17 protein-coding genes and 2 pseudogenes are annotated in these 20,390 nt (G+C 38.4%); 9 read left to right on the forward strand and 10 right to left on the reverse strand.

Annotated elements, in window-relative coordinates:
• The 4 genes and pseudogenes from ESB04_RS12405 to ESB04_RS07125 all read left to right on the forward strand — a co-directional run.
• A pseudogene (locus ESB04_RS12405) lies at positions 1–2,216 on the forward strand (hypothetical protein); the annotation flags it as partial.
• Between the two features lie 142 nt (positions 2,217–2,358).
• Entirely contained in the window at positions 2,359–3,087 is a 729-nt protein-coding gene (locus ESB04_RS07115; RefSeq protein WP_129027049.1) for a pirin family protein, read from the forward strand.
• Positions 3,088–3,111: 24 nt separating this feature from the next.
• Positions 3,112–3,642, forward strand: a complete 531-nt coding sequence (locus ESB04_RS07120; RefSeq protein WP_129027050.1) for a YceI family protein — start codon at positions 3,112–3,114, stop codon at positions 3,640–3,642.
• A 26-nt stretch (positions 3,643–3,668) separates the two neighbouring features.
• A complete protein-coding gene (locus tag ESB04_RS07125) occupies positions 3,669–3,980 on the forward strand; it encodes a hypothetical protein (RefSeq protein WP_129027051.1) in 312 nt (103 codons plus the stop codon).
• A 15-nt stretch (positions 3,981–3,995) separates the two neighbouring features.
• Here ESB04_RS07125 and ESB04_RS07130 read toward each other — a convergent pair whose 3' ends face one another.
• Positions 3,996–4,253: a hypothetical protein gene (locus ESB04_RS07130; protein ID WP_129027052.1), complete on the reverse strand. Its 258-nt coding sequence runs from the start codon at positions 4,251–4,253 to the stop codon at positions 3,996–3,998.
• Positions 4,254–4,387: 134 nt separating this feature from the next.
• Positions 4,388–5,269: a patatin-like phospholipase family protein gene (locus ESB04_RS07135; RefSeq protein WP_129027053.1), complete on the reverse strand. Its 882-nt coding sequence runs from the start codon at positions 5,267–5,269 to the stop codon at positions 4,388–4,390.
• A gap of 129 nt (positions 5,270–5,398) precedes the next feature.
• On the opposite strand from ESB04_RS07135, the gene ESB04_RS07140 reads away from it, so the two are divergent.
• Positions 5,399–5,770 carry a hypothetical protein gene (locus tag ESB04_RS07140; protein WP_129027054.1) on the forward strand — a complete coding sequence of 124 codons (372 nt, stop codon included), beginning with the start codon at positions 5,399–5,401 and terminating at the stop codon, positions 5,768–5,770.
• Positions 5,771–5,783: 13 nt separating this feature from the next.
• Here the strand turns inward: ESB04_RS07140 and ESB04_RS07145 are convergent, their stop codons facing one another.
• The 6 genes and pseudogenes from ESB04_RS07145 to ESB04_RS07170 form a co-directional block, all read right to left on the reverse strand.
• Positions 5,784–7,565 carry a hypothetical protein gene (locus ESB04_RS07145; protein WP_129027055.1) on the reverse strand — a complete coding sequence of 594 codons (1,782 nt, stop codon included), beginning with the start codon at positions 7,563–7,565 and terminating at the stop codon, positions 5,784–5,786.
• A gap of 130 nt (positions 7,566–7,695) precedes the next feature.
• Positions 7,696–8,430: an LOG family protein gene (locus ESB04_RS07150; protein ID WP_129027056.1), complete on the reverse strand. Its 735-nt coding sequence runs from the start codon at positions 8,428–8,430 to the stop codon at positions 7,696–7,698.
• Positions 8,431–8,556: 126 nt separating this feature from the next.
• Positions 8,557–9,405 (reverse strand): sugar phosphate isomerase/epimerase family protein, encoded by an 849-nt coding sequence (locus ESB04_RS07155; RefSeq protein ID WP_129027057.1) that lies wholly within the window; start codon positions 9,403–9,405, stop codon positions 8,557–8,559.
• A gap of 12 nt (positions 9,406–9,417) precedes the next feature.
• Positions 9,418–11,121, reverse strand: a pseudogene (locus ESB04_RS07160) (GMC oxidoreductase).
• A 2-nt stretch (positions 11,122–11,123) separates the two neighbouring features.
• A complete protein-coding gene (locus ESB04_RS07165; RefSeq protein WP_129027058.1) occupies positions 11,124–11,630 on the reverse strand; it encodes a gluconate 2-dehydrogenase subunit 3 family protein in 507 nt (168 codons plus the stop codon).
• Between the two features lie 85 nt (positions 11,631–11,715).
• Entirely contained in the window at positions 11,716–12,597 is an 882-nt protein-coding gene (locus ESB04_RS07170) for a sugar phosphate isomerase/epimerase family protein (RefSeq protein ID WP_235832193.1), read from the reverse strand.
• Positions 12,598–12,744: 147 nt separating this feature from the next.
• Here ESB04_RS07170 and ESB04_RS07175 point away from each other — a divergent pair, with 147 nt between their 5' ends.
• From ESB04_RS07175 to ESB04_RS07190, 4 genes are all read left to right on the forward strand, one after another.
• The gene (locus tag ESB04_RS07175; protein WP_129027059.1) at positions 12,745–14,280 is read left to right on the forward strand and encodes a sulfatase family protein; all 1,536 of its coding nucleotides are present in this window, start codon (positions 12,745–12,747) and stop codon (positions 14,278–14,280) included.
• An 834-nt stretch (positions 14,281–15,114) separates the two neighbouring features.
• Positions 15,115–16,158, forward strand: coding sequence for a helix-turn-helix domain-containing protein (locus ESB04_RS07180; protein WP_205749487.1), 1,044 nt, complete (start codon positions 15,115–15,117; stop codon positions 16,156–16,158).
• 79 nt (positions 16,159–16,237) lie between these two features.
• On the forward strand, positions 16,238–18,049 hold the full coding sequence (locus ESB04_RS07185) for a glycoside hydrolase family 2 protein (RefSeq protein ID WP_129027061.1): 1,812 nt from the start codon (positions 16,238–16,240) through the stop codon (positions 18,047–18,049).
• Positions 18,050–18,103: 54 nt separating this feature from the next.
• The gene (locus tag ESB04_RS07190; protein WP_129027062.1) at positions 18,104–18,613 is read left to right on the forward strand and encodes a hypothetical protein; all 510 of its coding nucleotides are present in this window, start codon (positions 18,104–18,106) and stop codon (positions 18,611–18,613) included.
• Between the two features lie 7 nt (positions 18,614–18,620).
• On the opposite strand, the gene ESB04_RS07195 is transcribed toward ESB04_RS07190, so the two are convergent.
• Together ESB04_RS07195 and ESB04_RS07200 are read right to left on the reverse strand one after the other, a co-directional pair.
• Positions 18,621–19,601 (reverse strand): sterol desaturase family protein, encoded by a 981-nt coding sequence (locus ESB04_RS07195; protein ID WP_129027063.1) that lies wholly within the window; start codon positions 19,599–19,601, stop codon positions 18,621–18,623.
• A gap of 65 nt (positions 19,602–19,666) precedes the next feature.
• Entirely contained in the window at positions 19,667–20,380 is a 714-nt protein-coding gene (locus ESB04_RS07200) for a 6-phosphogluconolactonase (RefSeq protein ID WP_235832194.1), read from the reverse strand.
• Between the last annotated feature and the right edge of the window lie 10 nt (positions 20,381–20,390).

The following is a 20,390-nucleotide window of genomic DNA, read 5'->3' on the forward strand; positions in this document are numbered from 1 at the left end:
GTGCTTCTTCCTACGCTTGGAACAATGGCATCACCAATGGTACAGAATTTACCGCTACCGAAACTAAAACCTATACCGTAACGGGTACGGATGCCAATGGTTGTACCAATACGGCCACTTCCATTGTTACCGTAAATGCTTTACCTACCGTTACTGCTACTCAAAACCAAACCGTTTGTGCAGGCAGTAAGGTAACCTTGTCAGGGGCTGGAGCTTCCTCTTACGCATGGAACAATGGTATCACCAATGGAACGGAGTTTACTGCCACTGAAACTAAAACCTACACCGTGACAGGTACGGATGCCAATGGTTGTACCAACACGGCCACTTCCATTGTTACCGTAAATGCTTTACCTACCGTTACTGCTACTCAAAACCAAACCGTTTGCGCAGGCAGCAAGGTGACATTAACAGGTGCTGGAGCTTCTTCTTACGCATGGAACAATGGAATCACCAATGGAACGGAGTTCAATGCCACTGAAACTAAAACTTATACCGTGACGGGTACGGATGCCAATGGTTGTACCAATACGGCCACTTCCATCGTCACTGTAAATGCTTTACCTACCGTTACCGCCACTCAAAATCAAACCGTTTGTGCAGGCGCTAAAGTAACTTTATCAGGTTCAGGTGCTTCTTCCTACGCTTGGAACAATGGCATCACCAACGGTACAGAGTTTACCGCTACCGAAACTAAAACCTATACAGTCACAGGTACGGATGCCAATGGTTGTACCAATACGGCCACTTCCATCGTCACTGTAAATGCTTTACCAACTATCACGGTGAATAGCCCTAACATTTGTGCAGGAAATTCTACTACCTTAACTGCCTCTGGTGCAAATAGCTATTCTTGGTCAAATGTAGGAGTTGGAAATAGCATAACCGTTTCTCCAAGTTCAACAACCAACTATACGGTAATAGGTACTTCTAATGGTTGTACTGGTTCAGCTATTGCCACAGTGACAGTTAATCCAATTCCATCTGTTTCTGTATCCAAATCCTCTTTAACTGTTTGTACGAATAATTCTATTGATTTAAATCTAGCTGGAGGATCTCCATCTAATGGAACTTGGTCCATTAGTAGCGGTGGAGGAAGCATTAATCAAAATACCTTTATGGCTTCCAATAACTCAGGTAACGTGGTTTTGCGTTATGAATATTCGAATGGAACATGTTCCAATGTCACCACTATGAGTATTAGCGTTTCCAACTGCCAAGTTTTATGTACCTACACGCAGGGATACTACGGTAATACAGGCGGAATGAGTTGTAATGGAATCGATCCTGAAACAGGAAATTCATTAGGTCAAAGTACTACCTTGGAACGCTTAAAGTCTGCCTTTAATACTGCGGGTGTTGCTGAAATTGTCTTTGGCGATAAATCAAAAGGAAAATTCTTTATCCTAAGATCAAGCGATGTAGCCAGCACCTCAAGCAATATTTTCAAAATGCTTCCAGGTGGTGGTACTCCTACCAGCTTAAATACGAATGCGAATGGATGGAACTCAACAGCATCTAGTGATACTAAAAGTCCTGTGAACAATAAGGGTAAAATTGTCAATAATTTATTATCTCAAACCATTACCCTTTGGTTAAATATCAAAACTTCAGCCAGATTAGGTTCGTGGACACTGCCAAAATCCTTCAAAACAGTTAAGCCAGAATGTGGTACCACTAAAATTGATGGATTAACTCCAACTAATACAGTTGTTACTCCAAGTTTAGTTGGCTATTCTGTAAATGACTTAATGGTGCTTGCTAATAGAGCTTTAGGTGGCACATTAAATGCGAATGATCCTTCTTTAAATGACATATTCAATACAGTGGATCAAATCAATAATGCCTTTGATCAATGTCGTTATTTGGTTAGCCAAGAGGCTCCTAACTCCTACAAAACTGCTTCATCTAAGGAAGAAGCCATGTTCCGCACGGTAAGCGAAAATACGAATATCGTTTCTACTGTTGTCGCATATCCTAATCCATTTGTGGGTAAAGTATCTTTCTTAATCAAAGCTAAATTAAACGGCCGTGCCACATTGGGTTTGTACAATTTGACTGGTCTAAAAATTGCCGACTTATTTGATGGTGAAATGACAGAAAACCAGGAAAAACAAATTGAATTCTTTGTGCCTAGTGGCAATGGTTTGCAAACTTACCTTTATCTTTTTGAACAATCAGGACAAATGATACGAGGCAAGATTGTAGGTGAATAATCCACTATTAAAACTTCCATTTAAAGCCCATTCTCCCTGAATGGGCTTTTTTATTTTATTCAAAATCCAATTGATTTCTTAATCTAGATTATGTTTTAAGGAACTATTTTCTCGGAAATTTGTATTGTTAAATCACAGCAATATGGCACAGAGCATCTTTCATCAAGCAGATTCGCGAGGACAGGCCAATCACGGATGGTTGGTCAGTTCACATACATTTAGTTTCGCCAATTATTATAACCCAGAGAGAATCCACTTCGGAGCATTACGGGTTTTGAATGATGATATGGTCAAAGGTGGGATGGGTTTCGGACAGCACCCTCATGACAACATGGAAATCATTAGCATCCCACTGGAGGGAGACTTAGAACATAAGGATAGCATGGGAAATGTGGCTGTTATCCGAGAAGGTGACATTCAAGTGATGAGTGCAGGAACAGGTATCTATCATAGTGAGTACAATCACCATCCTGAAGAGGCAGTCAAATTTCTACAAATTTGGGTATTCCCTAATAAGAAAAATGTGAGCCCTCGCTACGACCAAATTACTTTACAGAAAAACGATAGCCACAATCAACTACAACAAATCCTTTCGCCCAATCCTGAAGATGAGGGTGTTTGGATACATCAAGATGCCTGGTTCCACCTGGGCAATTTTGATGAGGGTAAAACGAATCACTATGCCATCAAAAAATCTGGAAATGGTGTCTATGCTTTCGTATTAGAAGGTGGATTCCAAATAAATGGATACGACTTAGGCAGAAGGGACGGTTTAGGCATTTGGGATATAGATAGTTTCGACTTAAAGGCAACAAGTAACAACTCAAGGATACTTTTAATGGAAGTACCCATGCATATTTCTCATAATTAATAAATTATTAAACAAACAATTACCATGGCAAACTTAACTTGGGCTTTAGACCCGACACACTCAGAAATTCAATTTAAAGTAAAGCACTTAATGATCACCAACGTTACTGGTGGCTTCTCAGACTTCAACGTAAATGCAGAAAGTTCGGATGAATCTTTCGCTGACGCAAAAATCAACTTCACGGCTAAAGCTGCAAGTATCACCACTGGAAATGAGCAGCGTGACGCACACTTAGTGAGTGCTGATTTCTTCGAGGCAGACAAATATGAAAATATCAGTTTCTCTTCTACAGGAGTAGAAAAATCTAGCTCTGACGAGTTTACTTTATTAGGAGACTTAACCATTAAGGATGTGACAAAACCCGTCAAGGTTCATGTAGAATTCGGTGGAGTGGCTAAGGATCCTTGGGGAAATTTAAAAGCTGGTTTTACCATCAATACAAAAATCAACCGCACTGACTTTGGATTAAATTGGAATGCAGCATTAGAAACAGGAGGTGTATTAGTGAGCGAAGAAATTAAAATCGCTGGTGAAATACAATTAGTAAAAGCATAATAGCCATTCTTCCCTTTGATTTTCAGATGAAAAAAATCCATGTTTTAGTGGTAGGGAAAAATGAAGCAATCGTAGAGTTGCTTACGAGGCTAGTAAATAAGTACCCAGAGCTGATGGCTCAGGGTACTTGTCTACTAGAGGAAATTCCTAGTTTATGTCATTCAAATACTATTGATGTATTATTACTTAGCAGTGGCTTAAGCTTGGATCAAGAAAATCAGATCTCGAATACCATGACTCAGTTGAATCCTAACCTGAAAACCATTGAACATTTTGGTGGGGGTAGCGGATTATTATTATCTGAATTAAATCAAGCATTGGGCATTCCCTTAGGGTAGTTAATCCTAGAATGCTTAATCACAAATTTCTATGGAAAGACCCTTGTTGGGCGTTGGACTGTAAGCCTTGCATTGGGCACACATTTTATCTTCTGGCAATGGTGAAATACTAAAATAAAACTCATCTCGTTCCTTTATATTTTCTGGAAATGAGCATATACTTCTAAGTGCAAAAGCCTTCTGATAAACTTTACCCGTATTCTGATTTTTCCACATCATCTCCACTTGACTAGTATCCACTTGGCCTTCTAGCACCTCAATCACATAATTCATACAAATACCTTTTAGAGCCAACCTTCCCTTTAAACAGGTAGATTGGGGAAGCTCTTCTCTTTTACAAGACCCCAATAGCCCAAGAAAAAGGCAAATTAAAACAAGTAAAGAAACAGGCTTTAGCATCTTTTATTTTATTTTTTTTGTCCTATCGCCTTTAAACAGGCCTCCCTCCCAAATTCTATTAATTCCTTGGCCCGGTCAAATTCAAAAATGGAAGATATAGATTTTGGAATTTCAATTAACACATCGGGACGGTATTTTTCTATCATCATTTCTGTTACCTTATCTTGAGTCATTTCATAGGAATAAAACAAAATATCGGTCAATGACTTAGTACTTGCTAAAGTAGTTAAGTCTTCAGAAACAGGGCTCAACCAATTTAAAGCTAACCAATCTTTAATGCCTTTTAATAAAACGGAATCTTCTGTGTTATTTTTTTCTGGTGCTACAAAAAAGGGTGAATCTCCATTTAAATCCACCGCAATCACCATTTCCCCTTCTTGCTTTTTAACCACATTCAAAGGCAAAGGATTTAGAACACCCCCATCTACTAAAACATGCTCCCCATCAATGACTGGCGTAAAAATACCTGGGATAGCGATAGACGCTCTCAAGGCGCGGTACAAATCCCCCTCCTGAAACCAGACCTCTTTCTTGGTATGCATATCAGCGGCAACAGCCGTAAATGGAATCTTGAAATCCTGGATTTTTGGCACATCAATAAATTGAGATAATACTTCAAATATCCGCTCTCCTTTAACAAATCCATGTTTGCCCAAGGTGAAATCTAATAGACTAAAGACCTTTGACTTGGTCAATTCTAAAGCCCAATTTTTATAAGCCTCATGAAAACCAGCGGCATATATTCCGCCAACTACTGCCCCCATGGAACAGCCCGTCACACTGATGATTTCATAACCATGTTCCTCCAACACGTCAATCACTCCCATATGAGCAAAACCCCTAGCCCCACCACTTCCTAAAACCAAATGCACTTTTTTCTTTTCATTCATGAGAAACAAGCATCTAAAAAATCAATAATATAGCCGAATGATCAAACCTCAAGCCATTTTGATATCATAAAATCGACATCCTAAACAATAAATCAGTCTTGAGGGCGTAATTTGATAATATAAAAAACGATGAGAAAGTACGGATTATTACTCTTAATTCCATTCTTGCTACAGTGCAAAAGTGCTGAAAAATTGAATCCTTCCTGCTATCAAGGCAAATTGGTATTGCAAGGAATCTGCATGAATTATGTAATAGAGGCAGTCAATAAAGACCTAGATACTAACAAAGTGGAGCCTATTTGGCAAAACCCCATGTCGGGCAAAGTTTATTCCAATGTATTTACTTTGGCGAGTGTCTGTACCTTCCCAGCTAACATCAAAGAGGGAGATACTTTTTATTTTAAAGTACTAAATACGCCTCCTAAAGACAATAACTGCGCCCAATGCCTTGCCTATAGCCCAACTCCAAACAAAAAATTATATATCGAAGTCTGTCCTTAAAGTAAAATACAGCTTAAGCTTTCTCCAAACTAGGAATAATCAGTTCTTGAATCTTCCTTTCTAATTCATTTAAATCTGCTAACATCGATCTCCAAGTAGGCACCGAAAGTGTTTTATAATAGTCTACACCTGCCAACAAATTTTGCTTGAAGCTCTTTAAATAGCGTTCCTGCTTACTATTCATACTTTCCATGCTTTCAGAAAGCTCCTTCTTGAGGTAATCCACATACAAACCTAACTCCTTGACAAATAGGTTAGGCCGATTCTTCGTGTTCAATATATTTATTCTACCATAAATATGGTCAACCATCTCTTTCAAAGAATACACACCTGAAAAATAGGCTAAATTGGGTCCTGGACAAATGGCGATGGATTGTAAGTGATGTCTAGGCTTAATACCATAATTTTTGAGAGCAGCAGTCCCCAATCCCGTACAGAGACAAGCCTTTTCGGTTATCTTATCAAATAGCTTTTTAAATTCATGACTAGGTAATTGTTGAGCCTCCAGCTCCTTTATTTTAGCATGTTGGTACTGTCTCGAAGCCGTGCAAATTGGTTTTTCCGTAAATTCAGTGTTGGTAGACAAATACTCCAAATTACATGGACTCCCCGGCCTACCCTTTTCTATTCTCTCCAAACGCTGTTTCTCCGAGCTACTCTTCCTAAAATTATTAAAAGGTACTCCCAAAGGAGAGGCATGACTCATGTAGTAGTCTGATTCTTCGGCGGTAGCTAATGCGGCCAAAGTAGTCTCGTCGACATTGGTCGCCTCAGGAACTAATAAAAAAGGACTTCCCCACCCCGTTCCTTGTGTTTGATAATGCTCCAATAAAAACTCATTTTCCTCGCTCGTTCCGATACCGCCTTGAACCGTAATTCGTAATTCTGGTAATTTCTCAAATCCTTTTATTCCTTTATCCTTCAAGCTTTTTTGGCACATATCAAATAACTCCCTTGTGAGCTCCTCCCTATTTTTCTTAAATTCTTCCAAAATAGGCCCCAATAATAAACCTTCAGTGGCAAAAGCATGCCCTCCACAGTTCAAACCCGACTCAATCCTGTACTCAGACACCCATATTCCCTTTTTGGCCAATAATTTTCCTTGCGTAAAGGCACTTCTGAAATCACTTACTTTTAGGATGATTTGCTTCTTTAATTCCCCTCGCTCATTAGGGAAAAAATCTTCAAATTGCTCCAAATAACTGTAAAGTAGTGGATTATAGCCTGCTGAAAAAATGACGGAAGAACTAAGGTCACTTTGCGCATAAGCCCTTAATGCCGACAAAGCATCTGCGAACTCCTTGTCCAAAGCTTCCCCATCGGGTGAATAATTCGTTTTGTTTACCTTAGACATGATATTCACATCAATGGAACCGGGAATTAGACTCTCTCTTAGATACTTTTCCAAGCTCTCATCCTGCGTTTGTAACCACTGAAAATAGGTTTGTTTTAAAGGCGAATAATCAGGTAAGAGTTCAAAATATGTATATAAGTCAGTTCCTTTCTCCCAAGACTGTTGGCGCATTGCCTCCACTTTCTGCTGAACAAGGTCATTGACCAAATTCAAATATGCCTGAATTCTTTTGGCCCGATAATCCGTTTCTGTTTTCAAAATAGGGTCATAAACCAAACCATTTGACTTAGCATGAACTTCCCTCATTTCCTCTATCAAATAATCATCCATGATGGATATGACAGAGGAAATACCTAAATGCGCTACTTTAAGAGGGGTATCAATGGTAAATCCTAATCCCATGACTGGGATATGGAAGGAATGTGCGAGCTTTTTAGACATTTTCTAATATTAATTGCCGCAAAGTTCAGCCCAAAGCATCCAAATAAATATGACCTTTGTCAGGTAAACCAAGATCTTAAATAGCAAATACGGGGAAATTAACCATCTTTCCCCGTATTTATGAATCCGATTAATGCTTCTTGAAAATTTTTCTCTCTCCCAAAATCCACAGAGGCCTATTTGAATTATCCCGAGGTAATGTACGCTTCTTAGATTTTGTTTTAATATGCTCAATGGCTAAATCGATGTCATCTGTAAACAAGATATGATCAAAATCATTTGGGCCAACCGTTTGCTCCTTGACTAATGATTCGAGGTATTCCATCAATTTTTCATGGTATTCTAGACCCATAACCACCACTGGGAAGTGATTAATTTTCCCCGTTTGAATAAGGGTTATAACCTCAAAAAACTCGTCCAAAGTACCTAAACCACCAGGCATGACCACAAAGCCAGATGAATATTTACGAAGTAATTCCTTCCTAACAGAAAAATACCGAATGGTCACAAATCGATCTAAATAAGGATTTGCCTTTTGCTCAAAAGGAAGTTCAATATTACATCCTAAGGAAATTCCTCCTGCCTCATAAGCCCCTTTATTGGCCGCCTCCATAATCCCAGGACCACCGCCTGTCATGATGGCATAACCCAACTTGGATAACTCTGCAGCTATCTTCTCCGTTGTCTGATAATAAGCATGTTTGGAATCAAAACGTGCTGAACCGAAAATCGTAATACATGGTCCAATAAAGTGGAGATTTCGAAATCCCTTTACATATTGAAAAAGTACTTCCGCTGAGAAAATCAACTCTTTCCATCGAGCTCGAGGGCCCCTAAGAAAATCAAATTCATTTGTCCATTTCATCCCTTATGTAGTGTATATTTTTTTACTGACTTTAACGAAATTAATGTTAAAATGAGTGTTGGCAAGACAATATTTTTTTCCTGACAAGTCAAGTATAAAAAAAGCCCCATTTAAAGGGGCTCTGGTTTATAATGATTTTAAGAAGCTTATACTCAGTGGAACATTGACCAATTCATTGTCGCTTTCATCTTCAATAAAACAATGCTCCACCCCAGCTTTTTTACCTAGCTGAATAATCTTTTTCCAATTACCTTGACCCGTTCCTACCGGCACATCATTGATGGCAGGAGTATGCCCAGTCAAATCACCAACCACCCCTTTACGCAAATCTTTCACGTGCATTAATTTCCATCTTCCAGGGTATTTCTTCAAAAGTTTAACTGGCATTTTTTGCCCGCCCCCATGTAGAGTCCACAACACATCCATTTCAAAAGAAACATATGCAGGGTCCGTATTTTGAATGATATAATCTAATAAGGTCCCTTTCTCAAATGGATGAAATTCATAGCCATGGTCATGGTAGCAAAGAGTAATTCCATTTTCCTTTAATACCTTTCCGGCTGCATTAAATACCCGAACTGCATGCTGGGAATTTTCTAAGGTAAAATCATTCCCTTTATGAGGAATCCAGGCACACATAACAAATTTTGCTCCCAAGATTTTTGCTTTTTGAACCACCGCCATGGGGTCCTTTTCCAATTCCCCAAAATCCGCTCCTGTAGATGGAATAGAAATCCCTCTAGCATCACATTGCTGTTTAAATTCTTGTAATGTCATTCCTTTCGCTCCGCCGCCTTCTAACTCTGTGAAGCCCATATTCTTAATGATATCTAAGGTTTTAAGTGGGTCTTGAGGGAATTGTTTTCTAAAAGTATAGGCTTGAACACCCAGTGGATAGGTATATACTTTTTGAGCATAGGTTGTCCAGCTCATACATAATCCCACCATAGCAATAATTAATCGATTCGTTTTCATGTGTATTTTGTTTTATAAGTTTAATTTTTTCCATTCATCCATGGCATGATTAGCTGCCCTAGCTGTCAAGGCCATAAAAGTTAAGGTTGGATTTTGTGTGCCGGTTGAAGTCATGCAAGCCCCATCGGTTACAAATACATTCTTACAAGCATGCAACTGATTCCATTCATTCAACAAGGAAGTACTAGGATTTTTACCCATTCTTACCCCGCCCATCTAATGAATATCAGCACCAGGGGCCGACTTTGAATCTGCCGTTCTAATCTGTTGAAAGCCTGCTTTCTCAAACATTTCTTGCATTTGCTCCCTAAAATCCTTCACCATTTTCACATCATTCTCTGTCCAATCACAAGAGAAAACAATTTGCGGAATACCATATTTATCCTGCAAACTTTCATGTAATCGAATATGATTTTGTTCGGTGGGTACCGTTTCCCCCATCATCCAAGCTGATATATTCCAATTCCCCCACTGCCTATTCAATAAATTCTCTCGTAAAGTATCCCCTATCCCCCCTTGCTGGGCAAATTGTCCCCTTCCTCCACCTACTCCCACGGCATAGCCCCTTAAAAAATCTGTTTCCTGTCTAAACACATTTCTAAATCTAGGAATATAGGCATTGCTAGGATTACCTCCAGCCGTCTTTTTATCTTTAAATCCATCAAAACTAGCATTGGCTGTACCACGGTAATTATGCCATGCAATATACTTGCCCAATAAGCCAGTATCATTACCCAAACCTTGAGGAAAACGACTCGATTTAGAGTTCAATAAGATGGCATTCGTATTAATAGTCGAGGCATTCACAAAAATCACTTTGGCATAAAAAGGAATCATATCTCTGCTGATAGCATCGATTACATTTACCCCGATGGCCTTTTTCTTTTTTGCATCATATATAATGGAATGAACCACCGAATGAGGTCTAAGGGTTAATTTGCCCGTTTTAGCTGCCCAGGGTAAGGTAGAGGAATTGGAACTAAAATAAGCCCCATAATTACATCCTCGTTCACACTGCCTTTGACTTAAGCAACGGCCTCTTCCCTGTTGAAAATGTATTTCTTGAGGATCCGTTAAATGAGCACAACGTCCTGATATCACCCAACGATTTCCATATTCCTTCTTTAAAGTTTCCCTTAAATGTTGCTCTAAGCAATTCAACTCAAATCCTGGCTGTACTAAGCTGTTGGGCAGTTCTGCCAAATTATCATTGAAACCTGCTATTCCTGCAAATTTCTCCACATGATCATACCAAGGTTCGATATCCTTGTAACGAATAGGCCAGTCGACAGCAAAACCATCTCTGGCAGGACCTTCAAAATCATAATCTGACCAGCGTTGAGTTTGTCGCGCCCAAAGCAATGACTTGCCCCCAACATGATATCCTCTCGTCCACCGAAAGGGTTTTTCATAAACTACTGGTTGCTCGTCATCAGGTAAGGCCCAATGCTTGGTCTCCTCCCGCATAAAACTGCCGGAGGAAAATCCTTTTTTATCTGCTAAACTCACCGTTCCCCGATGCTCAAATTCCCAAGGTGCTTTAGAGGCCGTAGGATAATCTTCCACATGCCTAACCTGTCTCCCTCTTTCTAGTACCAAAGTCTGTAAACCTTTGTCGCAAAACTCTTTGGCCGCCCACCCACCACTGGCTCCTGAACCGATGACAATCACATCGTAGGTGTTTTTCTTGACTAGATCAATATTCAAATTAGCCATGATTATACGTTTACGCATCCATGATAAAAACCTGGGGCCATTACATAGTGATAATGTTCCGTCATGACATATTCAGAAGTAATATATCCTCGAATTGTTTCCCTACGAAGGGTCGTATAGGCCCAAAGATGTTCCGCCATCTTCTCTAAGTCCAACAAAAGAGCTTCTCTTTGGGAGGCTTGACAGAGCGCGAATGATTGATGATGATTTAATTCGGCCTGAACAAGTAAGAACTGAATGGCTGCTTTAATCTTGGCTTGGTCAGTTGGCTCATAACAATCACTAAATAACTTATCTAGGAAAATCTCCACTCCAACACCCTTGGCCCCTTTGGCTTTTCCTTCAGGAATAAATGTGCTAGCAATATGTCCCAGCATTTCCTTTTCTGGTGGGGAGAATACTGTCGATGCCACACGAATCTCCTTATTCCAGGCAGTCGCCCAAGAACGAAGTGCCAACATGGCTCCAGCAGAAACTGCCAGTGATTGTAAAACCTTTCTCCTTTTCATAGCTTTATTTGAAAATTTAAATTGTAAGAATTAGCACAGATTTTTACCTGTTACTACCCTGATGCCTGAATAAAATGTATGGCTACTATTTCAATTTATCTATTTGCTCTCGATAATACTGCACCGAACGAATGATGGAGGCTAGATTACTAGGCTTTTCTTGGGTATCTCTTTCTAGATTGATATTACCTTGAAATCCTTGACGCTTTAACTCGGCAAAAACCGCTGGAAAATCGATTACTCCAGTTCCAACGGGTACATCCCTAAGCTTGGGATTATTATATTCCGCAATATCCTTTAAATGAATAGCGATGATTCGACCCTGTAATTTTTTGATGGCATCTACTGGATTAATTCCAGATTTAGGATAGTGCCCTAGATCCGGACAAGCATAAAAATTAGGATGATTCTTCATGGCAATCAATAAGGAATCTGGCGTCCAATAGACACTAGTACCTTTCCAATGGTTATGTATAGCTACCTTAATTTTATATAAAGCTGCCAAGCTATCCACTCCATCCCATAAATGTACAGGAGGTTCTGCGGTAACGTAAGAGACTTGCAATTCTTTCGCAATATCAAATTCCTTTTTCCAGCGATCAATGGTTTTCCCTCCAACTAAATAAATGGATTCCATTTTAAGACCTTTTTGCTGAATCATTTGTTTTAATTGCTTCACGCCTGAATTAGACAAATTCATGATGGAAGAATCCTTTAAAGTCACCCCCGCTTTGCCAAAGGTATATCCCTCTATATAATGCAAACCCGCACTATCGGCTTTGGCCAACTGGTCAGGAAATGAGAAGGCATTAAAGGAATAAAGTGCCACTCCCAACTTCCAATCCTTGGGGGCATTACTTGCTGAATTTGATTTTTTATGGACAAATTTATTCGGCTGTTTAGCCAAAATGAGTGTGGGTAGGCAAAAGGCCAAAACCATCCAGGATAGGGCAACAATTTTTTTCATATATATCAATGTTAATTTAAATAAAGTCTTTTATGTCTTGAGTCCTATGAATTAATGAAAAATTCTGTACTTTAAGCACATAATTTTGTAAAATAAACGGATATCCCCAAGAATAATTGACCATTAAATACATTTACTCTCTTAGTTATGCACGTGAAAAATCTATCCAAAACCTTCATTTTACTTCTCTTGAGCATATATTGCTTAGGTCAAACAGCTCAAAAACCCAATATTATATTTATCATCTCGGATGATCATACTTCTCAAGCGATCAGTGCGTATGGAAGTAAATTGGCGAAAACTCCCCACATTGATCGAATTGCCCGCGAGGGAGCCATTCTATATAATAATGTGGTGACAAACTCCATTTGTGGACCTAGTAGAGCAACCCTATTAACTGGAAAATTCAGCCATAAAAATGGTTACAAATTCAACGAAAAGAAATTTGATATCAACCAAGCCGTTTTCCCTGAAGAATTACAAAAAAATGGCTACCAAACTGCTTGGGTAGGAAAAATGCACTTGGGGACCTTACCTCATGGATTTGACTATTTGAATATTTTGCCAGGACACGGGAGCTATTATAATTCAGATTTTGTGGATAGTCAAAATAAAACCACGCGCCGAGAAGGTTATGTGACCAACGTGATTACACAACTTTCCAAAGAATGGTTAAACCAAAGAGATCCTAACAAACCATTTTTTATGGTCGTAGGGCACAAGGCCACTCACCGTTCTTGGTTACCCGATATTCCTGATTTAGGGGCCTATGACAACGTGACCTTCCCCATACCTGATACCTTCTATGATAAGTACGAAGGAAGGTTAGCAGCGGCAGATCAGGATATGACCATCGACAAAACTATGATTCTTGGACAGGACTTAAAAGTTCATGCCAAATATGATGGAAATGGAGATGGTGGAAATTTCAATCGATTTACCCCTGAGCAGCGTCCACCTTTCTATGATTACTATGAAAATAAAATAACGAAGGAGTTTGAGGAGAAAAAACTCAGCGGTAATGCCTTGGCTGAGTGGAAATACCAGCGCTATATGAGAGACTATCTTTCCACGGCTAATTCATTGGATAGAAATATCGGGGAATTACTAGATTATCTGGACAAAAATAATCTTGTTAAAAACACCGTGGTGGTATATACTTCTGACCAAGGATTCTATTTAGGAGAACATGGATGGTTTGATAAGCGATTTATATATGAAGAATCCCTAAAGACTCCATTCGTTATTAGATACCCTGGGACCATCAAGCCTGGAACCAAAGTGAGTCAGGTAGTTTCCAATGTAGATTGGGCGCCAACTTTATTAGATATTGCTAAAACGAAAGTTCCAGCAGAAATTCAAGGAAAATCATTTTTACCCATTCTTACAGGTAAAGGGAAAGATTGGAAAAACGAATCTTATTACCATTACTATGAATACCCTCAGCCTCACCATGTATATCCACATTTTGGATTACGAACTTCACAATATACCCTAGTAAGATTCTATGGACCAAAAGATTTTTGGGAATTGTATGATATCAAAAAAGATCCCAAAAATTTACATAATATCTACAACAAAAAAGAAAATGCGCAAATTATTGCCGATTTGAAAAAAATATTGAAACAAAAGATGATTCAATATGATGACAAAGAGGCTTTAGAAATTTTGAGCAAAGAATAATTAACTTACTTTTAAGATAAAAAAGCCTATCGCTAGTAACGATAGGCTTTTTGCATTCCTGTGTTCTATAATTGTATACTATGTTTGTCGTATCTAACAGTATTTATACACCATAAATACTCTTCAATAAAACTAGCTTCTTTAAAAAATTTGAATCAATCAAATTCATTTATTGAAACACTAGCTTAAAACTATACTAAAAATTACAAAAATTGTAATCGAGCCGAATTAGTTAGTATCGTTTTAGAATTCTATACTAATTATTCTTTTGTTTCGTAAGAAATCCACAAAGCAAATTGAGTTAATGGCTAGGCATTTTATATCTTTTTTTAAGAATTATTTTACTAATTCTCATTAATGTCATAAAATTTCATAATTTCAAAAAACAATTTTTTCTTTTTACTTGTTTACAAATCGATTAGGTACGGATTTTCAATAGTAGGACAAAGGTATATTTTAAATAAATCCTGCTGAATCTAAGCATTTTTAACTTTAAAAAAACAAGAATTTATTACTGTTCTAAACTATATTACCAAGCTTCGTATTGGTATATTAATTAAATAAGAAAACTGTCAGGGCCGATAAATTTTGCTATTTATTCAGTTGATGTACATGTATTCTTAGTGGCTACCAAAACATGGCCAATTAATATATCGGTATAGCAAAGTACATGAATCGATGTTCCTATCTCTACCATTTCTATCCATTCTATTCTCGATCATCATCGCTTATTTCAACTATAAGAAGAATAGAAGTATCATTTTCTTGTCTATATTCTATTTATTGATAGGATTAATAAGTTTGAAATATTACTTATTTACCTACGATAGCCAAATGTCATGGCTTTTAGCAATACTGTATGGGCATTTCTCCCCATTATTTTTTCTGATCGGTCCAACTTCATATATATATGTCCGTAACACCCTTAATGACCATGAGGGGATTAGTAAAAAAGATTTATGGCATCTTATTCCTAGCATTTACATGCTGATAGGATTGTTTCCCTATTTCCTTAAACCATTTGAAGAAAAATTATCTTTGGTAAACAAAATACTTAACCAACCTGGTGAGTTGTACATCAACCAAATTCACGTACTTAGCCCCAGCTTAATCAATGAGTTTCTTCGAAATTTTCTATACGTATATTATGCTTGGTTAATGATTACTTTACTAATTAAAGCCAGGTGGGATATGGATGAATCGGAATCTTCCGATCCACATACCCAACAAAAACAGATTACCTTCAAATGGCTGATCATTTTTGTTTCGTTTAACACATTTATAGCCAGCATATTGCTATCTTCTAATTTCATCGTTTTGTTCAGCCCTAAGCAAGACTTGAGCAATTTACATGACTATTTACCCTATTACAGGATCCTAGTGATGTTTGCCTTTGTAATGCCCCTACTCATATTACTTTTTCCTCGAGTATTATATGGGATACCTAAGGTGACTTTAGAGGAAATCGAATTAATTCAATCCAAAAAGAAAAAAAACCAGGTAGACCGAGTGGAACCATATGTGGATGATTCATTTTACGAACTTTCTCAAGTCATTTTACAATATATAGAAACAGAAAAGCCATACCTGAATCCCAGATTTTCCATTCGAGATATCGTGGTAACACTGAATATCCCCCAACATCATGTATCCTATTGTTTCAATAAAATTTTAAACAACCCCTTCCCGAGTGTTAAAAACAAATACCGAATAGAATATGTGAAAGGGCTAATTTTACAGGATACAGAGAAACGATACTCTTTGGAAGGCTTAATGAAGGAGGCCGGATTCACCTCAAAAAATAGTTTTTTCCAGGCATTTAAAGAGATAGAAGGCTGCACTCCGAAAGTCTGGGCAGAGCAACAAAAAATCCCATAATCTACAAGGATACTGGTAGATAGGCAAAGTACATTTCTATCTTTTTGATATCTTAGGTTTTTCAAAACTAAACTAAACCATGAAAAACCTCATTTTTATTGTCTTTATGGCTGTGCAGCTTCCATCTTTACAAGCACAAACCTGGAAAGCTGCTAGCAATAAAATTAAAAGTCCTTGGGCTGAAAAAGTAGATCCTAACAATCCCCTTCCGGAATATCCAAGACCACAAATGGTCCGCGAACAATGGCAAAATTTAAATGGCCTTTGGGATTATTCCATAGTCGAAAAAGGAAGTAATATCCCACATCAATTTGATGGTAAAATATTAGTGCCATTCGCCGTAGAATCAAGTTTGTCTGGCGTACAGAAAACGGTAGGTGACCAGAAGGAATTATGGTACCACCGAACCTTCATGCTACCTAGTAACTGGAAAAACAAAAATGTTTTATTGCATTTTGGCGCCGTGGATTGGAAAACAGATGTTTGGGTAAACGACATTAAAGTAGGCTCTCACCAAGGCGGATATAGTCCATTCGGTTTTGACATCACACCTTTTTTACTAAAAGATAAAACCCAAAAAATCGTGGTTAAGGTTTGGGATCCCAGTGACTTAGGGTATCAACCTCGAGGAAAACAAGTAAATAACCCTCGAGGAATTTGGTATACTCCCGTTACCGGAATTTGGCAAACAGTTTGGTTAGAACCCGTAGAATCTGCCTACATCAGTCAGCTGAAATCCATCCCCAACATTGATGGAGGCAACATAAGTGTACAGGTAAAAACAGAAGGAACTCAAAGTTCAGATATTACTGAAGTAAAAGTCCTAGACAATGGAAACGTTATTTCCTCTGGTAAAGCGGCCGTTGGTCAAGATGTCCTTGTGGCTATTCCTCAAGCTAAACTCTGGAGTCCCGAATCTCCCTTTTTGTACGATTTAGAAATCTCAATACTTCGCAACGGCCTTATTAAAGACAAAATAAAAAGCTATGTGGGAATGCGAAAAATCTCTACCAAAATTGATGCTAATGGTATCCATCGTATTCAATTAAATAATAAAAATATGTTCCAGCTAGGTCCCTTAGATCAAGGGTGGTGGCCGGATGGATTGTACACGGCACCAACAGACGAGGCCTTATTATACGACATCAAAAAGACTAAAGATTTTGGCTATAACATGATCCGCAAACATGTGAAGGTAGAGCCTGCTAGGTGGTATACTCACTGCGACCGGGAAGGTATATTAGTTTGGCAAGATATGCCTAGCGGGGATAAAGATCCAAAATGGGTAACCCGCAATTATTTCAATGATAAGGAATTAGTACGGTCCAAAACCTCAGAAGAAAATTTCATGAGAGAATGGAAGGAAATCATGGACTTAACCTACTCTAATCCTAGTGTGGTAGTTTGGGTACCTTTCAACGAGGCATGGGGGCAATTTAAAACACCCGAAGTGGTAGAATGGACCAAAAACTACGACCCATCTAGATTAGTAAACCCTGCCAGTGGTGGTAATCATTATGATGTAGGCGACATGATAGATATGCATAATTATCCTGACCCCAAAATGGGAATTTTTGATTCAAAAAGAGTGAATGTATTAGGTGAATACGGAGGAATTGGATTAGCCCTAGATCAACACTTATGGGAGAATAACCGCAATTGGGGTTATGTTCAATACAAAACTAGTGAAGAGGCGACCAAAGCTTATGTTGACTTGGCAGATAAATTGAAAAAGCTCATTCCATTTGGATATTCGGCAGCTGTATATACCCAAACCACGGACGTGGAAATTGAAGTAAATGGATTAATGACCTACGACAGAAAGGTTGTAAAACTACTCGAGGAAAAAATTCGGAAAGCAAATCAGGAAATCATAGAAAGCCTGAAATAACAAGTTTTTAAGAGCCTTTGGTTTTAACGCCAAAGGCTCTTTGATCTAATACCCATGAAAATTAATCGAAATTGGATTTACAGTTTAGCTAGTCTTCTGGCATTTAGCTACCTCATGCAATGGCAAGGGGCAGCATTAAAAAATCCTTGGACTCCCATGGGAATCGTTCATTTGGAATTTGCTCCTTCTCGAGAAATATTTCAATCCATCATAAAAAAATGGGATCTTAATACTTTAAAATGGAATATCATTTTAGACTTTTTATACATTCCTATTTACACCTATTTTTTTCAGTATACACTTCGCTTATTGGCCAAAATGCATCGGAGTAGATTGGTACAAAACCTGGGTTTATTATTAATCCAAGTCATGATATTCGCCTTTATTTGCGACGTTTTTGAAAATATTGGGATGTTGACATCCCTATATCTCCACTCTGCAACCTGGATTTATACATTGACCTCTTGGATGGCAGGCATTAAATTCCTGATTTTAAGCACCTGCCTAATCTATATCATCGTCTCCATTCCTGCTGCTTTTCTTTCAGCAAAGCAAGAGCCCTAAATCGGAATTATAATATTCCTGCCTCTTTCTTTATTGCCGTTGCGGTTTTATGTTGTCCCGTATGACTCCAGCCAGGTGGCATAAAAACATAAAGTATCTTATTCTTTAGCCCTGGTGCATGATACACATCCTTTGCTAAGGCTATTATTTCCCCAAAATAGGCATCCAAAAAATCATTTGACTTCATTTCTCGAGTAATACCATATTCCACTTTGACTTCATCTAACTCTGGCTGATAGGTTTTAAATACTCGATCCCATATGTTTAATAAATTACAAAAGTTGGTATCCATGTACTGTACATTTCGAGCATGATGTACTCTGTGATGTGCAGGAGTCAACATGAAATTTCCCAGTTTACCCATACGGGCATCCTTCACTAAATGATCCCCAATATGAATAAATGCTCCCCAAGTTCCATCGATGAACATGATGACAAAAAGCATGGCCGGAGGTAAACCTGCCAAGATACAAATGCTGGCGCGTATGATATCCGCGTATGGCCCTTCTAAAAAAAAGTGGGCGTAGGAAACAGCTAAATTCATGTTTTCTGGGGCATGGTGCGTAGAATGTAAACACCAGAATAAGCGAACTTTATGTGCTAAAAAATGATATATAAAGTGTGCAAATTCCCACACAATGTATCCGTAAACAAACCAATACCAGGTGAAGGGTACATGAAAGGGGGCTTTGGGTTCAAAAAATCCAATGCAAATGACCGTCATACCCAAAGACAAATATTTCCCAATAAAGGCATTGAATACATAGCTAAAAAATGAAATTTTATACTCCTTTAAGCCAGCACTTCTAAACACCAATCCTCGGACTAATTCCAAAACTAAAGTGATGGGAAATAATGGTCGAACTAATACCTTGATACCATCATAAGACAAAAAATCGGCAAAGGATTGGGTTTGTAGGAATTCATGCAGTTGGTCAAATCCAAAAAAACCTAAGAGCCAATTCCAGGCAGCTTGAAAAATTTCCATAGGGTATAATTTTTAAATAGGTTGATTCATCACTAATGATGAATTGATTTTCATTTTATTCTAACTTACATTGCCTCCTCATCTACGTAGCATTCCACATTAGGATGCATCCAAAGGAATGAGGCTGGACAATCCGTCAAGATTTTTTTCTCCATAATCCTCTGATAAGCTTCCTTTTTACCTTTTCCGGTAATCAAAAAGATGATTTTTCGCGATTGCATAATTCCTTCCATCCCCACACAAAAACCAAAAGCAGGCTCTGGCCCTTGAGATAGGGCAGGATCATGCTGTATGGTTGACTCCGCTAATAAAGCCTTGTGAAATGGCGCCTGTAAATAGGCTGCAGGTTCATTGAAAGCGATATGCCCATTTTTACCTAGGCCCAAAATACATACATCCATAGGCCCAGCTTGTTCTATATAATTCTGAACACGCTGACATTCAGATGGATAATCAGCCACTTGGGTATCATAAGTAAAGTAACGATCTGTCGATATCTCCAATGGCCCCAGCAAATGCTTTTGTAAATAACTTTCACAAGAATCTGGATGGCTAAGGGGTATAATTCCCCATTCGTCCATTTTAATCACACGCATTGATGAAAATAGGGATGGATTCTCTGCATGTGCGCTTTGCATCTGGGCATACATTCCGGTAGGCGAACCTCCTGTGGCTGCGCAAAATAAAAGATTAGGTTTTTCTTTGACTGACTGTATAATGCTGGCACTTGCTTTGGCACTTAAGTCGGCATAATTTTTTACTGGTATTATTTTCATCATTAATTGGTTT

The sequence above is a fragment of the Aquirufa rosea genome, from assembly GCF_004118285.1.
In the GTDB taxonomy this organism is placed as follows: Bacteria; Bacteroidota; Bacteroidia; order Cytophagales; family Spirosomataceae; genus Aquirufa; species Aquirufa rosea.